The organism is Neisseria sp. P0014.S009, from assembly GCF_051958155.1.
GTDB lineage: Bacteria > Pseudomonadota > Gammaproteobacteria > Burkholderiales > Neisseriaceae > Neisseria > Neisseria flavescens_C.
Map to the genome: position 1 here is coordinate 304448 of NZ_JBQCVS010000002.1, position 15564 is coordinate 320011.

Sequence of the window (15564 nt, forward strand, 5' to 3'; positions counted from 1 at the left end):
CGTCTGAAACAGCCGTTTAATCCATATCTGCCGCAAGTTCTGCTTTGTCTTCTTTTTCACGACACCAGCGCGCCCACACTTTCAGACGGCGGTAGGCATCGCGGTCGGCCATATCGGGCAAGATGCAGTGTTTGACTATTTTCCCGTCAACATTCCATTGCAAAAACAAAGCATAAACCGTCAACATACTGCTGTCTTGCAAAACCGCGCTTCTTCCCTCTTCCTCGTCATTCAAGTAAATCGTCGCACGGTATTGGCGGTCGATGATGATTTTTCTGACCGCATTTTGAGTCTGAAAATTAACGCTGCGCCAAGCATAGGCAAAACTACCGGCCAATGCCGCCAAACCCAGCCACATCATCCAGCCGTAAAACTCGACAAGGCATAAGGCCAACGCCGAAAGGTGTAAGGAAACAATCAGAATTTTCAAAGAACGCGAGGGCTTTAAGGCCGTCTGAAAACTTCTCACGGCTTTACATCATATTGTCGAAAACAGGCGTAATGTTCAATTCCGCCTCTTCCATATCCAAAACCATATCGTGGATTTCGGTATCAAAAAACTCCCAAAAAGCCTTCAAGCTCATGTCTTGCGGCCATTTGCTTTTATCGATGTCCCAACCTGCCAATTCGGCTTCAAAAATCTGCTGGTAACGCTCGTCAAAATAGGAAATGACGGATTCGGGTTCGTCAAATTGCGGCACAAGGAATACGGAACAGTTGGTGCGCAATTGCTCGACGGTCAGGTCGGGCATATTTTCATCGGCGGATTTCAGCCATTCCAAAAAACGGGCGGTCGGCTTCAGCACGACAGCAGTACGGTCAACAAAATACATAATGTTCAACTTTCAAAATCATTCAAACCGATCATGCCGTCTGAAATTTCAGACGGCCTGAGTTTAATGTGTCATCACCTGTTGCAGGAATTGTTTGGCACGCTCGTGTTTCGGATTGGTAAAAAACTCTTCCGGCGTTTCATCTTCCAGAATCTGGCCTTTATCAACAAAAATCACACGGTCGGCAACTTCGCGTGCAAAACCCATTTCATGGGTCACACACATCATCGTCATACCGCTTTCCGCCAAGTCTTTCATCACTTTTAATACTTCGCCAACCATTTCAGGGTCAAGCGCGGAAGTCGGTTCATCAAACAACATGACGCGCGGCTCCATCGCCAAACCGCGTGCAATCGCCACACGCTGCTGCTGACCGCCGGAAAGCTGACCGGGCAACGCGTCTTTTTTATGCGCCAAGCCGACGCGTTCCAAAAGCTCCATCGCTTTCTTTTCTGCCTCTTCACGGCTTTGGTTTTTCACTTTCATCGGAGAAAGAATAATATTTTCCAAGACAGTCAAATGCGGATACAGATTGAACCCTTGGAACACAAAGCCCACTTCTTCGCGCACTTTGTTCAAATCGGTTTTCGGATCGGCAACATTGATGCCGTCCACCCAAATCTCGCCGCTTTCAATGCGCTCGAGTTGGTTTACCGTACGAATCAGCGTAGATTTGCCACTGCCCGAAGGGCCGCATACAACGACCACTTCGCCTTGTTTGACTTCCAGATTCACACCGTTGATAACGTGCAAATCTTTAAAATGTTTGTGTACATTTTTGAATTTAATCATGTTTATTTTACATTCTCTAAAATTGACCAGATTTTGGACGGCCTGTTTTTAATCTGTTTGGCGTAATGCTCGATTTTCTCACTGTTGTCCTTGGTATAAATGCCGCGACACAATATATCCAGTGCATCTTTGTTCAAGTCGCCATAACGGTTGTTGGTATATACTGACAGGATGCAAGCTTTCAGAGGATGGAAGGGAACGCCATATTTCTGCGCATTATCCCGATTTCCAAACAGCCATGCGGTATCTGCTAAAGCTGCGTAGTTGCTCAAAGCTGCCGCTTTAAATAATTTTTCTTTGATCAGCGGATAATTTTTCTGCTTCTGATTTTCCAGTTTGAACACTTCATCCATCAATTTTTGTGAACCGTTGGGCGCAAGCTCTTCTTCTAAAGCTGTTTTATCATATTCGGCTTCAATATCGTCAAGTAAGTCTTGTGCCGCTCCCTCGCCGTTTTCCGCGGCTTTTTTCAGCCAATAGTAAAACTCGCTTTCTTTGAGATTTACAGGGTCTGTTGTCATTTCTAACTGCATGGCCAGCAGATATTGCGCTTCAGCATTGCCAGCTTTTGCTTTGCGCCGCAGGTTTTTTTCTCCGCCGGTGCTTAATGCAAATGCCGTACCGGTAATAAATACAACCAACCCACACCAGACATATTTTTTCAACATTCCGTCCCCAACCTTTCAGACGGCCTTTTGAACCAAATAATTGCTCAATTCCACATATTTCTCAGCGGCAATGTGTTCTGCCCTGTCCTGCGGATTAATGCCGACTGTCTGCAAATCATCATCGCCGGCAAGTTCCTTCAAATTATTGCGTATGGTTTTGCGGCGTTGATGGAAAGCCAGTTTCACCAGTTTGGCAAAATGTTCAAAATCTTCCGCTTTGCCGATACGGTGTTTCACCGGAATCATGCGCACCACGGCCGAATCTACTTTCGGTGCAGGATCAAAGGACTCGGGCGGTACTTCAATCAACATTTCCATATCGAAGAAATATTGCAGCATTACGCCCAGACGACCATAGTCATTGGTTTTCGGCTGCGCCACCATGCGTTCGACCACTTCTTTTTGCAGCATAAAGTGCATATCGATCACATCGTCTGCCACTTCGCTTAATCGGAACAAAAGCGGCGTGGAAATATTGTACGGCAGGTTGCCGACAATTTTTTTCTTGCCTTCAATGCTATTGAAATCAAACTGCAATACATCGCCTTCGTGTATCACCAATTTATCTGCAAACGGCAAGGTTTTCAGACGGCGTACGATGTCGCGGTCGATTTCGCAAACATGCAGGCAGTTGAGTTTTTTCGCCAAAGGCTCGGTAATGGCGGCCAAGCCCGGGCCGATTTCAATCACGATATCATCGGACTGCGGTCTGACCGCGTTGACAATATCGCTAATAATCCGCGTATCCTGCAAAAAATTCTGCCCGAAGCGTTTCCGGGCCTTATGTTCTTTCATATCTTTCTTCAAGCAAGCTGTTTAAGGCAGTATTGTAACTGAAACAGGCGTTTTTGTCGGCACGCTTTCAGACGGCATTTGCCTAATTTTAAGCAAACGGCGGCGCTTCCAAACCCAAAGATTTCAGTAGTTGCGCGGTCTCATAAACCGGCAAACCCATCACGCCGGTAAAACTGCCCTGCAAATGCTCGACAAATACGCCTCCCAAGCCCTGAATCCCATACGCACCGGCTTTGTCCATCGGTTCGCCGCTGGCAACATAGGCTGCAATCTCCTCAGCCGTCAACGTTTTAAAGCGCACTTCGCTCGTCTGCACCACATCATAACGTACGCCTTGCCAGTAAACGCATACAGCCGTCAGCACTTGATGCGTCCGTCCGGACAAGCGTTCCAGCATATCGACCGCATCCGCTTCGGATTCCGGTTTACCCAAAATAGCCGCACCATCCGCCACCGTCGTATCCGCCGTCAATACAGCAAACTCAGGCTCTTGATCATGAGCAGCAAACCATTGCACCACCGCCGCCTGATTTTTTTCGCAGGCCATTCGGCGCACATACTCTACTGCGGCTTCGCCTTCTTTAGGGGTTTCATCAATATCCGCTGGGAAGCGGCGTACCGTGAAACCCAAATTCTCCAAAATCTTACGACGGCGCGGACTGCCCGAAGCAAGATAAATTGCGTTCATTGTATTGGTTTTCCTTATTTTGAAATTTTATGCTGACCGGACAGGCGGACATAATGCGCAGAGGAATACGTCAAAAATTCCTTTTCCTCATCAGTTAGCGGACGCACTTTTTTCACAGGCGAGCCGACGTATAAAAAACCACTTTCCAAACGCTTGCGAGGAGGCACCAAACTGCCCGCGCCTATCATCACATCATCTTCGACAACCGTATCATCCAAAATAATCGAGCCCATGCCCACCAACACACGATTCCCAATTCGGCAGCCATGCAGCATGACCTTATGCCCAATCGTCACATCATCGCCGATAATCAAAGGCGAACCGTCAGGCTTCGCCGCATTCTTATGCGACACATGCAAAACGCTGCCGTCCTGCACATTGCTGCGTTTGCCGATAGAAATACTGTTCACATCGCCGCGCAATACGGCATAAGGCCAAATCGATACATCTTCCGCCAGCGACACTTCGCCAATCACTACCGAAGTCTCATCTACAAAACAAGACTCATCAACCGACGGCACATAATCCAAAAACGCACGAATAGGGTTTGCCATTTCCAATAATCCTTTTCTCAAAACCAAAACTGATCAGACCGTCTGAAAACACGGCGTAAAACGATTTTATACTACAACAATACGAAATCAAGCCAGAAAATCATCAAAAGGCCGTCTGAAACAGTTTTCAGACGGCCTTTCATCATAACCCCTTTATCTTGGCTTACGACTATTTATCATTAGCGCCCCAACTATATCTTATGGAATAATTGTCTTTATTTGATTCTTGGAGAAGCCGATGGATACACGTTCGGGAAATTATGCAGCGCCCCTATTGGTCGTCGGCTGCGTCGTCTTCGGCTTGGGCAGTTTGATTGTCAAATTTGTCGATGTCGGCTCTTACGCCATCGCATTCTGGCGTTTACTGATTGCCGCCCCTATATTCTTCCTGCTCGGGCGTTTTTTCAGACAAAAAATGCCCACGAAACGAAAAACAGTTGGCTACGCAATCTTATCCGGCATTTTCCTCGCATTCGACCCCGCCCTTTGGCACGAAAGTATTCACGCCGTAGGTCCCGGCATTTCCACCTTGCTCAACAGCCTGCAGATTTTCTTTTTAGCCGCCATCGGCTTCTTCTTTTATTCAGAACGTCTAAGCACCCTGCAAATTTTAAGTTTGATATTGGCCACCATAGGCGTAGCCTTAATCGGCAGCCCAGAGTTCGGTCATAACGACAATGCCGCATGGGGATTTGTCAGCGGCGTAGTGTCTGGTGCCATGCTGGCCCTGTCTATGGTTTTCGTACGCAAAACCCATGAGCAGGAAAAAGTCGGTTTGTTTCCGCTGATGATGATTTTAAGCTTCGGCGGCGCAATGGCGCTGGTCATCCCATCGCTGCTATTCGATGCCGTCCATCTATACCCTAAAACTTTAAACGATGTGATTCTAGTCTCCATCTACGGCATCGTCATGCAATGTTTCGCTTGGGCATTGATTGCTTACGCCATCCCGCTTTTATCCCTATCGCTGACCGGCCTACTACTGCTCTCCGAACCAGTCGCCGCCATGTTGATCGATTATTTCTGGCTGGACAAACCGATTAATACCGTCCAATGGAGCGGCGCCACTTTGACTTTATTGGCGATTTATTTAGGTTCGTTAAAAGACAATAAATAGATATAAAAAAGGCCGTCTGAAAAATTTCAGACGGCCTTTTAATCTGTTTATTGCTTATTGGATGCTGGTACCGATACGGCTGAGTTCGCCAAAGTTCATCCAAACGAAGAAGGCTTTACCGACGATCAGTTTATCATCGACAAATCCCCAATAACGGGAATCGGCGCTGTTGTCACGGTTGTCGCCCATCGCGAAATAACGGCCTTCAGGAACTTTACAGATAAAGCCATTGCCGTCTTCTGCGTATTCGCAATTTTCCAAACCGCTTGTTTCAAGCGAGTAATTGCTTTCAGGCATCACTTCGGAGGTGTATTTATTCAATACGGCAATAGATACGGAAGGCTGACCGGCCTCTTTGATAACGTCAAAGTTTTTGCCGTTCAAGGCAGTATGAAAACGCTCAAGCGTATGAATCATAGACGGATCGGTATCATCTGCATATTGATAATTACCATTTGGTTTTTCGGAAATAATTTCTCCGTTAACAGTCAAAACCTTATCACGGTATTCCACAACGTCGCCCGGAATACCGACGATACGTTTGATGTAATTCATCTCAGGCTGAAGTGGGTAATTGAACACCACGACATCGCCTCGGGCAATGTTGCCGACAGGGATAATGACCTTATTCAAAATCGGCAGGCGAATACCGTAAGAAAATTTGTTCACCAAGATAAAATCGCCTTTGACCAAGCCCGGACGCATGGAGCTGGACGGAATTTGGAACGGCTCGGCAATAAAGCTGCGCAACACAAAGATAACCAAGATGATGGGGAAAAAGCCGCCCATGTAGTCGGTAAAATGCGCATTGTCTTCGCCGGTCTCGCTTTTTTTCAGACGGCCTTTATGGATTGCCCAAACAATACCGGTGAACACGACAAACACCAGCAATACGGCGGTAAAGCTCATATACTCGGACAAAATGCCGAATACACCGACCATACACAGGAGATAACTCCATTGCAGGCCGGAGCTCCATTCGCCGTTTTCCTGACGCTCTTTGCTGCTTTTGAAGTTGAGGATCAAACCGGCCAGCAGTACAACGATTGCGCCTAAAGTCAAATTTATACTCATTATTTATCACTCACTTGCAGAATCGCCAAGAATGCGCTTTGCGGGATTTCCACATTGCCCACTTGTTTCATGCGGCGCTTACCTGCTTTTTGTTTTTCAAGAAGTTTTTTCTTACGCGTAATATCGCCGCCGTAACATTTCGCCAAAACGTTTTTACGCAGGGCTTTGACGTTTTCGCGGGCGATAATCTGACTGCCGATAGCGGCCTGTACGGCAATATCAAACATCTGGCGCGGAATCAGTTCGCGCATTTTCGATGCCAGCTCGCGACCGCGGTGAACGGCGCTTTGACGGTGCACAATCAGGCTCAGGGCATCGACTTTTTCGCCGTTGACCATAATGTCGAGCTTAATCAAATCAGACGGTTGGAACTCTTTGAAATGGTAGTCCAACGAAGCATAACCGCGCGAAGTCGATTTAAGCTTGTCAAAGAAATCCATTACGACTTCGTTCATCGGCAAATCATAAGTCAGCATGACTTGGCGGCCCATGTATTGCATATTGACCTGAACGCCGCGCTTTTGGTTACACAAAGTCATGACGTTGCCGACATATTCCTGCGGCACAAGAATGGTCGCAGTGATAATCGGCTCAAGAATGGTTTCGATAGTGCTGATTTCAGGCAGTTTGGACGGATTTTCAACTTCAATTTTCTCGCCGTTTTTCAACACGACTTCATAAACCACTGTTGGCGCAGTGGTAATCAAGTCCATGTCGAACTCGCGCTCCAAACGTTCCTGCACGATTTCCAAGTGCAACAGGCCCAAGAAGCCGCAACGGAAACCGAAGCCCAATGCTTGGGAAACCTCAGGCTCAAATTTCAACGAAGCATCGTTAAGCTGCAATTTTTCCAAAGCGTCACGCAAGGCTTCGTAGTCGTGGCTTTCCACGGGATAAAGGCCTGCAAATACTTGGCTTTGTACTTCTTGGAAGCCGGGTAGCGGCTCAGAGGCGGGGTTGGCAACCAAAGTAACCGTATCGCCGACTTTCGCCTGACCCAATTCTTTCACACCGGTAATCAAAAAGCCTACTTCGCCGGCTTTGAGTTCTTGTTTTTGAACTGATTTTGGTGTGAATACGCCTAGCTGCTCAACCTGAGTTTCCGCCTTGGTGCTCATAAAGCGCACTTTGTCTTTCAGTTTGATGGTGCCGTTTTTCACACGAATCAACATGACCACGCCGACGTAGTTGTCAAACCATGAATCAACAATCACCGCTTGCAACGGTGCATTTTCATCGCCGGTCGGCGCAGGGATTTTGGCAATGATTTCTTCCAAAACATCTTCCACACCAATACCGCTTTTGGCAGAACATTGCACCGCACCAACGGCATCAATGCCGATGATGTCTTCAATTTCCTGCTCCACGCGCTCGGGTTCTGCGGCAGGCAAGTCAATTTTGTTCAAAACAGGCACAACTTCCACGCCCAAATCAATCGCGGTATAGCAGTTCGCCACGGTTTGCGCTTCCACGCCTTGGGAAGCATCGACCACCAAAAGTGCGCCTTCACAAGCCGACAGTGAACGAGATACTTCATAAGAGAAGTCGACGTGTCCCGGAGTATCAATCAGATTGAGCTGATACACCTGCCCATCGCGTGCTTTATAGTTGAGCGCGGCGGTTTGCGCTTTAATGGTAATGCCGCGCTCTTTTTCGATGTCCATGGAATCGAGCACCTGCGTACTCATTTCGCGCAAATCCAAGCCGCCGCAGTATTGGATGAAGCGGTCGGCAAGCGTCGATTTGCCGTGGTCGATGTGGGCAATAATGGAGAAATTCCGTATGTTTTTCATATTGTTATTAAGATAAATACAATTAAAGGCTGAAAGGCCGTCTGAAAAAACAGGGATTCGGTTTTCAGACGGCCTTAGAATAAGGTTGAATCGTTCCGTATTCTAACGGAAATTCAACGTTTCTGCATGATTTTATAGCAATTTGACAATCTCGGTAACCATCTTCGCCGAGCTGACGGCAGCCGTTTTCAAAAACTCTTCAAAGCTGATGTCCGCTTTCTCATCTGCCGAATCGGATACGGCGCGAATAATCACAAACGGCACTTCCAACTGGTGACAAGTCTGCGCAATCGCCGCAGCTTCCATTTCCACTGCTTTTACTTCAGGGAAATGGCTGCGGATTTCCGCAACACCTTCGCTGCTGTGCACAAAACGGTCGCCACTAACAATCAGACCTTGCGTTACGGCCGCACCTTCAAACACTTGCACCGCCTTTTCTGCTTGACGAATCAAGTTTGAATCCGATGTAAACACAGCAGGAAGTTGCGGTACTTGCCCCCAAACATAACCAAAAGCCGTTACGTCAACATCGTGATGCGCCACAGTTTCGCCGATGACCACATCGCCGACTTTCAGACCCTTACCCAAACCGCCTGCACTGCCGGTATTGATGACACAATCCGGTGCAAACTGATGAATGACCCAAGAAGTCGAAACCGCTGCATTGACTTTGCCGATACCGCTCAAAACCAATACCATGCGTTTTCCGGCCAACTCGCCTTCATATGCCGAGAATTTACCGAAAGACACATGCTTGACATTGGCCATGCTTTCACGCAAAAGCTCGATTTCCTGTTCCATTGCGCCGACCACGGCAATTGTTTGTACTGACATCTCGTTACCTTTCCATTCACTGATCGGGCAACATTATAACAGCAGAATTTAAAATCACAGGGATACTGAAAAATCTGCTATATTCCTAGAACGACACTCAATTTAAAACAGATAGCCACTCTAGCTGGCAAACAGCAAATAATGATTGCTTCTGTTATAATTATTCTCAATAAAATAACTCTATTCTAAATACCTAAATTCTTATGTTTGACGAAAATACTCCGGGCGCAAAAGAAGAATTGTTCGCTTGGCTACGCCATATGAACAAATACAAAGGCTCCGACCTTTTCATTACCACCAATTTCCCACCGGCCATGAAAGTGGACGGCAAAATCATGCGGCTGACCAATGAGCCGTTAAGCGCTGAAAAATGTATGGAAATCGCTTTTTCGATTATGTCTTCCAAACAAATCGAAGAATTTTCTTCCACCAACGAATGCAACTTCGCCATCAGCCTGCCCGATACCAGCCGCTTCCGTGTCAATGCCATGGTTCAACGCGGTGCAACTGCTTTGGTATTCCGCTCCATTAACAGCAATATCCCAAAATTTGAAACGCTCAATCTGCCTCCTATTCTGAAAGACATCGCCCTCAGAAAACGCGGTCTGGTTATTTTTGTCGGCGGTACAGGTTCGGGCAAGTCCACTTCCCTCGCCTCTCTTATCGACTATCGAAACGAAAACAGCTTCGACCACATTATCACCATCGAAGATCCAATTGAGTTTATCCACCAACACAAAAACTGCATCATCACTCAACGAGAAATCGGCGTAGATACCGAAAATTGGCCGATTGCATTGAAAAATACCCTGCGCCAAGCACCGGATGTCATTCTGATTGGCGAAATCCGCGACCGCGAGACCATGGACTACGCCATTTCCTTCGCGGAAACCGGCCATTTGTGTATGGCGACACTGCACGCCAACAGTACCAACCAAGCGCTCGACCGCATCATCAACTTCTTCCCCGAAGAGCGCCGTACCCAGTTGCTAACCGACTTATCGCTCAACCTGCAAGCCTTTATTTCACAACGACTGATTCCCCGTGAAAGCGGACGGGGTCGTGTGGCGGCGGTCGAAGTTTTGCTCAATTCACCAATTATTGCCGACTTGATTCAAAAAGGCGAAGTCCACAACATCAAAGAAATGATGAAAAAATCAACCGGCATGGGCATGATCACTTTTGACCAAGCCTTGTATGACTTGTATGAAAACGGCGATATCAGCTATCAAGACGCCATTAAAAATGCCGACTCCGCCCATGATTTGCGCTTAGACATTCAATTACGAAGCCGTCGCGCACAAAATGCCGGTCCGGATTTAGAATTGATTTAACAGCTTCAAAGCATAAAAAAAAGAAAAGGCCGTCTGAAACCTCACCACGAGTTTCAGACGGCCTTTATTCCATCAAATAATCAAGCCTGTTTCAATTTTGCATCGGCATCACGCAATGCAGTACGCAGACCTTCCTCGATAACCGGATGGTAGAACGGCATATCCAGCATTTGCGGAATCGTCATCTTCATTTGATGAGCCCAAGCCATCAAGTGTGCCAAATGTTCGGCAGCAGGGCCGACAACTTCCGCACCAATGAAACGGCCGGTCGCTTTCTCAGCATACAAACGCATATGGCCTTTGTTTACCAACATAACACGGCTGCGGCCTTGGTTTCGGAAGGAAACTTCACCGATGACAAACTCATCAGGCTGATATTTCTCCGCAACTTGCGCGTATTTCAAACCGATAGTGGCAATTTGCGGACTGGTGAATACCACGCCGATTACGCTACGGCGCAAACCACCCTCAATATTCGGGAAAATAGCGGCATTGTGACCGGCAATTTTACCTTGGTCGGAAGCCTCATGCAGCAGAGGCAATTGATTGGACGCATCGCCTGCGATAAAGATATGCGGAATGCTGGTTTGCATGGTCAGCGGATCAGCAACAGGCACGCCACGCGCATCTTTTTCGATATTCAGGTTTTCCAAACCGATATTGTCCACGTTCGGACGGCGACCGGCGGCAGCCAAAGCATATTCGGCATGGAACACACCTTTTTCGCCATCTTGTTCCCAGTGAACTTCAACATTGCCTTCTGCGTCCAATTTGACTTCGGTTTTGGCATCCAAATGCAAAGTCAACTCTTCACCAAAAACGGTTTTGGCTTCTTCAGCGACAACAGGATCGGAAATACCGCCAATAGCGCCGGCCACGCCAAAAATTTCAACTTTTACGCCTAAACGGTGCAAAGCCTGACCCAACTCTAAGCCGATTACGCCAGGGCCGAATACGGCCACACTCTTAGGCAGGGTATCCCAAGAGAAAACATCATCGTTCACAATCAAGCGATCGCCCAAAACTTCCCACTGTGGGAAAATCACAGGGCGCGAACCTGTGGCAATCACAAAACTTTTTGCAGTGATTTGAGTGTGGTCATCAATTTGGACGGTGTGTTCGTCAACAAATTTTGCCGTACCCATAATACGCTTGTCGGCAGGCCACTCTTCTACATCGCTGACCACAAAACCGACAAAACGGTCGCGTTCGGACTTCACGCGGTGCATGACTTCTTCGCCGTTTACCGTTACGCTGTCTTTATCCAAATGCACGCCAAACGGATCGGTATGCAGAGCATGATGGCGCGCTTCCGCAGCCGCAATCAGCAATTTGGACGGCATGCAGCCGACACGCGCACAAGTTGTTCCGAATACATTGTTTTCAATCAGGTAAACATTGTCTGTATGAAGTCGGGCATTGCGAAATGCGCCCATACCGGCTGTACCGCCACCCAGTACTACCACATCTGCTTGAATCTTTTTCATATTTTATCCTTACTGTCTATATCCAAACCGATATTGCCATCAGGTTATCCGTTTTCAGACGGCCTAAACTTCATAAACTATCAAAATTTAAAAATCAATAGCCAATATCTAAATATCGATTTAAAACAATAATCTCAAATTCTACTTGTAAATATAGAGTTATTCAGAACGCCGATTTGCAAACGTCGTCTGAATAACTCTATATTTGGGTATTTCAGACGGCCTTTTAAAGCCGTCTTAAGCATACAGGCAATTAGTTTTTAGCCAAGTAAGCTTCCAAGTCTTCGCTGCCGCCGATGTATTTGCCGCCGATGAATACTTGAGGAGCAGTCATCTTACCGGTAATAGCGCGTACGGAAGTAACAGTTGCATCTTTACCCAATACGATTTCTTCGTAAGACAAGCCTTTGTCTTGCAGCGCTTTTTTAGCTTTAGCACAGAATTGGCAGCCAGGTTTGGTGAAGATGGCAACAGACTCTTGAGCTTTCCAGTCAGGAGCAATGTATTTCAACATAGTGTCAGCGTCAGACACTTTGAAAGGATCGCCTGGTTCTTCAGGTTCGATAAACATTTTTTCAATCACGCCGTCGTTAACCAGCATGGAGTAACGCCAAGAGCGTTTGCCGAAGCCCAAGTCTTCTTTGCCAACCAACATGCCCATGCCTTCAGTGAATTCACCGTTGCCATCAGGAATCATGTAGATGTTGTCAGCTTCTTCTTCAGCAGCCCAAGCGTTCATTACGAAAGTATCGTTTACAGATACACAGTAGATAGCGTCAACACCGTTTTCTTTGAACGCGCCAAACAATTCGTTGTAGCGTGGCAGGTGAGAAGAAGAGCAAGTTGGAGTAAATGCGCCAGGCAGAGAGAACACGACTACTTTTTTGCCTTTGAACAAATCATCAGTAGAAACATCTTTCCAAGTGTCGCCAACGCGAGTGCGGAATACTACGGAAGGTACTTTTTGACCGGTACGATCTTGCAAAGCCATTTTTAAGCTCCTTAAAAATTCGGGTTTGAGAAATGAATCAATGCTTGCATTTTAATGCAGGCCTATCGATTTGTATAATTTATAGTTCAAATAATATTAATTACATCAAACTATCAATTTAATTAAATCGAAAACAGCTGTTCTTCTAAATGAAGGCTGTCTGAAATAAAACAAGTACCTGACTGAAATTATTTTTTAGGTAAGGGCTGAACAGGCGAATCCGAAGCCACAATTTCGCCGATGGCTGTTTCCGCAATATCCTTCAAAGCATAGCGGTCTTTATCCGGCATATCTGTCGGTTTGTATTGAGGCGAGAAATCCAAACGGATACGAATTTTCTTCATAGAAACAATACGCCACAAAGACTGAAACAGGTTTACCTCCGCATAGGATGGCAGATCCGTCCGTTGTCCTTCGTCATCATAATATCGCAAAGTTACCGCCTGAATCGGCGCTTTCGCATCAATAGCCGATTGGAACAGGGCAGCTTTAAACGGCAAAATACCCAAGCCGGAAGAAGTGCGCGCCTCGGGGAAGAAGCTGACATTCTGCCCTGCTTTCAATGCCGCACAAATCGCCTGATTAATCGGCTCGACATCACGGCGGGAATTGCGGTTGATAAACACCGTACCGGCATTTTTACCCATTTTCCCCAAAACCGGCCAGCCGCTGATTTCCTGTTTCGCAATAAAACTGCTTGGATAAACGGCACTCATGGCAAAAATATCCAACCAAGATACATGATTGGCTACCACCAAAGTACCGCTCACATTTCCTTGAGGCGGTACGCCGATTTCCAATTCAATATCCAAAGCATCCAACGCACCTTTTCCCAAAATAACCACAGCGCGATTGCGTTCCTCTGCATTGTTGCCATCAATGGCACGCAAATCCCGGCCGGTTCTGAATAACCAAGCTGCTAAACGGCAAAGTCGGCTCAGACGTTTAAAAAAAGGAGCTTTTTGTTTAGACATAAAATTTCTTCTGTATTGTGTTCATTATTTTCAGACGGCCTCTAACATTTAAGGCCGTCTGAAACTATTTCTGGCAATTTGGACAATAAAATGTTCCACGCTGCCCCAAAGTTTCTTTAAAAATCAGCCCGCCACATTGGACACAAGGCTCATTGTGGCGGCCATAGACCGTATATTCCTGCTGAAAGTAGCCGCTTTTGCCATCGCTATTGACGAAGTCTCGCAACGTACTACCGCCGGTTTCAATCGCCCTTTGCAGAACCGCTTTAACGGTTTCCACCAATAATGCGCATTCTTTCTTGGTCAGCTTATTCGCCGGACGCAATGGCGAAATACCTGCCTTAAACAGACTTTCATTCGCATAAATATTACCGACACCAACCACTACTGCATTATCCATCAGCGCTAATTTAACTGCACGCTTTTGGGTTTTCAATTTCTGATACAGGTAATTTGCATCAAAATCACCCGAGAGCGGCTCCGGCCCCAACTTTTCCAACAGCGGATGATGCTCGACAATACCCTCATACCACAATACCGCACCAAATTTACGCGGATCGTGATAACGCAATACGGTACCGTCATCAAATACAAAATCTAAATGATCGTGTTTATCCGGCGTTGCGATACGCTCATCATCGGCGGTAAAAATCCGCAAACTGCCGGACATACCCAAATGAATAAGTAAAATACCCGTTTCAAAAGTAATAATCAAATACTTCGCACGCCGATTACATGCCAAAACTTTGCGCCCGGCCAAAATTTGCACCAAGTTTGGATGGATAGACCATCTCAATTTAAACTGGCGAATAATGACTTTTTCTATCTTTTTGCCATCAATATGCGGCGCGATTCCGCGTAAAGTCGTTTCTACCTCAGGTAATTCAGGCATCATTATTCTCCAAAATCATCATTATATATAGGCCGTCTGAAAACTATTCGGCCAAACGTGCCGTACTTAAAGCAACCGTATTGCCATCAAATGCAGATTCCAATTCAGGCAAAGGATGGACACCAATCAAATGTTTCGTTAACACCACACCATAAACCGCTGCACATTGCGGCCACCACCTATCCCCGGCCTTTTCCATAAACCGCCAAAACTTCAAAGCAGATGGCGAATTTACAGCAGGCAGATAATCCATAAACTGCCCATATTCCATTTCAAAACCAATAGCGGCAATTTTTAGTTTCAACTCAGCCAGAGCCAAGCATTGAGATTTCAAAGGCAGCTTTTCCCCATCAAACCAAGAGCTCAACCCCCACAAAGATTTAGGGTTGAACCCCGTCAAAATCAACCTACCCTCAGGTTTTAATATTCTAAATGCCTCTTTCAATACCAAATCTTCAGATGAAACTTCCAAAAGATGAGGCATCAATAACACATCCACGGAATGCGTTTCAAATGCCAACATTTCAGCATCCATCCGCACATCGCGAGGCACTACAAGCATGTTTTCAGACGGCCTCTGCCATACACCGCCCAATTGAACCGCCACCTGCCTATTCAAATACTGCAAATGCCGTCTGAAGAAATCTGCCTCTTTTAGAGCAAGATATTGCCCCATTGGCGTTTGCATAAAAAAAACTTCCATTAAAGGCTCCCCTATGCATCCCGACTTGTGTGACA

17 protein-coding genes are annotated in these 15564 nt (G+C 46.6%); 2 read left to right on the top strand and 15 right to left on the bottom strand.

Annotated elements, in window-relative coordinates:
• Positions 1-16 precede the first annotated feature (16 nt).
• From ACTHS4_RS03230 to ACTHS4_RS03260, 7 genes are all read right to left on the bottom strand, one after another.
• Positions 17-469, bottom strand: a complete 453-nt coding sequence (locus ACTHS4_RS03230; RefSeq protein ID WP_440365492.1) for a protein YgfX — start codon at positions 467-469, stop codon at positions 17-19.
• A gap of 4 nt (positions 470-473) precedes the next feature.
• Positions 474-833, bottom strand: coding sequence for a hypothetical protein (locus ACTHS4_RS03235; protein WP_003747228.1), 360 nt, complete (start codon positions 831-833; stop codon positions 474-476).
• 63 nt (positions 834-896) lie between these two features.
• A complete protein-coding gene (locus ACTHS4_RS03240) occupies positions 897-1625 on the bottom strand; it encodes an amino acid ABC transporter ATP-binding protein (protein WP_003747231.1) in 729 nt (242 codons plus the stop codon).
• Between the two features lie 2 nt (positions 1626-1627).
• Positions 1628-2293 (bottom strand): sel1 repeat family protein, encoded by a 666-nt coding sequence (locus tag ACTHS4_RS03245; RefSeq protein ID WP_440365493.1) that lies wholly within the window; start codon positions 2291-2293, stop codon positions 1628-1630.
• 15 nt (positions 2294-2308) lie between these two features.
• The gene (rsmA, locus tag ACTHS4_RS03250) at positions 2309-3088 is read right to left on the bottom strand and encodes a 16S rRNA (adenine(1518)-N(6)/adenine(1519)-N(6))-dimethyltransferase RsmA (protein ID WP_440365494.1); all 780 of its coding nucleotides are present in this window, start codon (positions 3086-3088) and stop codon (positions 2309-2311) included.
• Positions 3089-3176: 88 nt separating this feature from the next.
• Positions 3177-3776 carry a Maf family protein gene (locus tag ACTHS4_RS03255; RefSeq protein ID WP_440365495.1) on the bottom strand — a complete coding sequence of 200 codons (600 nt, stop codon included), beginning with the start codon at positions 3774-3776 and terminating at the stop codon, positions 3177-3179.
• A gap of 14 nt (positions 3777-3790) precedes the next feature.
• A complete protein-coding gene (locus tag ACTHS4_RS03260; protein ID WP_440365496.1) occupies positions 3791-4330 on the bottom strand; it encodes a gamma carbonic anhydrase family protein in 540 nt (179 codons plus the stop codon).
• Positions 4331-4568: 238 nt separating this feature from the next.
• Between ACTHS4_RS03260 and ACTHS4_RS03265 the strand changes: the two genes are divergently transcribed.
• Positions 4569-5447, top strand: a complete 879-nt coding sequence (locus tag ACTHS4_RS03265; RefSeq protein WP_440365497.1) for a DMT family transporter — start codon at positions 4569-4571, stop codon at positions 5445-5447.
• 54 nt (positions 5448-5501) lie between these two features.
• Here the strand turns inward: ACTHS4_RS03265 and lepB are convergent, their stop codons facing one another.
• From lepB to ACTHS4_RS03280, 3 genes are all read right to left on the bottom strand, one after another.
• Positions 5502-6521 (bottom strand): signal peptidase I, encoded by a 1020-nt coding sequence (lepB, locus tag ACTHS4_RS03270; RefSeq protein WP_004520142.1) that lies wholly within the window; start codon positions 6519-6521, stop codon positions 5502-5504.
• Positions 6521-8314: a translation elongation factor 4 gene (gene lepA / locus ACTHS4_RS03275; protein WP_070646796.1), complete on the bottom strand. Its 1794-nt coding sequence runs from the start codon at positions 8312-8314 to the stop codon at positions 6521-6523. The genes lepB and lepA overlap by 1 nt, the downstream gene beginning before the upstream one ends.
• A gap of 132 nt (positions 8315-8446) precedes the next feature.
• The gene (locus tag ACTHS4_RS03280) at positions 8447-9148 is read right to left on the bottom strand and encodes a 5'-methylthioadenosine/adenosylhomocysteine nucleosidase (RefSeq protein ID WP_070646795.1); all 702 of its coding nucleotides are present in this window, start codon (positions 9146-9148) and stop codon (positions 8447-8449) included.
• A gap of 203 nt (positions 9149-9351) precedes the next feature.
• Here ACTHS4_RS03280 and ACTHS4_RS03285 point away from each other — a divergent pair, with 203 nt between their 5' ends.
• On the top strand, positions 9352-10482 hold the full coding sequence (locus ACTHS4_RS03285; protein ID WP_070646794.1) for a PilT/PilU family type 4a pilus ATPase: 1131 nt from the start codon (positions 9352-9354) through the stop codon (positions 10480-10482).
• A gap of 80 nt (positions 10483-10562) precedes the next feature.
• Here the strand turns inward: ACTHS4_RS03285 and ACTHS4_RS03290 are convergent, their stop codons facing one another.
• The 5 genes from ACTHS4_RS03290 to ACTHS4_RS03310 all read right to left on the bottom strand — a co-directional run bounded on the left by ACTHS4_RS03290 (position 10563) and on the right by ACTHS4_RS03310 (position 15529).
• A complete protein-coding gene (locus tag ACTHS4_RS03290; RefSeq protein WP_070826100.1) occupies positions 10563-11969 on the bottom strand; it encodes a dihydrolipoyl dehydrogenase in 1407 nt (468 codons plus the stop codon).
• A 253-nt stretch (positions 11970-12222) separates the two neighbouring features.
• Entirely contained in the window at positions 12223-12960 is a 738-nt protein-coding gene (locus tag ACTHS4_RS03295) for a redoxin family protein (RefSeq protein ID WP_049348362.1), read from the bottom strand.
• A 188-nt stretch (positions 12961-13148) separates the two neighbouring features.
• On the bottom strand, positions 13149-13934 hold the full coding sequence (locus ACTHS4_RS03300) for a 1-acylglycerol-3-phosphate O-acyltransferase (protein ID WP_070826099.1): 786 nt from the start codon (positions 13932-13934) through the stop codon (positions 13149-13151).
• Positions 13935-13998: 64 nt separating this feature from the next.
• Entirely contained in the window at positions 13999-14826 is an 828-nt protein-coding gene (gene mutM, locus ACTHS4_RS03305; protein ID WP_070826282.1) for a DNA-formamidopyrimidine glycosylase, read from the bottom strand.
• A 43-nt stretch (positions 14827-14869) separates the two neighbouring features.
• A complete protein-coding gene (locus ACTHS4_RS03310) occupies positions 14870-15529 on the bottom strand; it encodes a class I SAM-dependent methyltransferase (RefSeq protein ID WP_070826098.1) in 660 nt (219 codons plus the stop codon).
• Positions 15530-15564 lie beyond the last annotated feature (35 nt).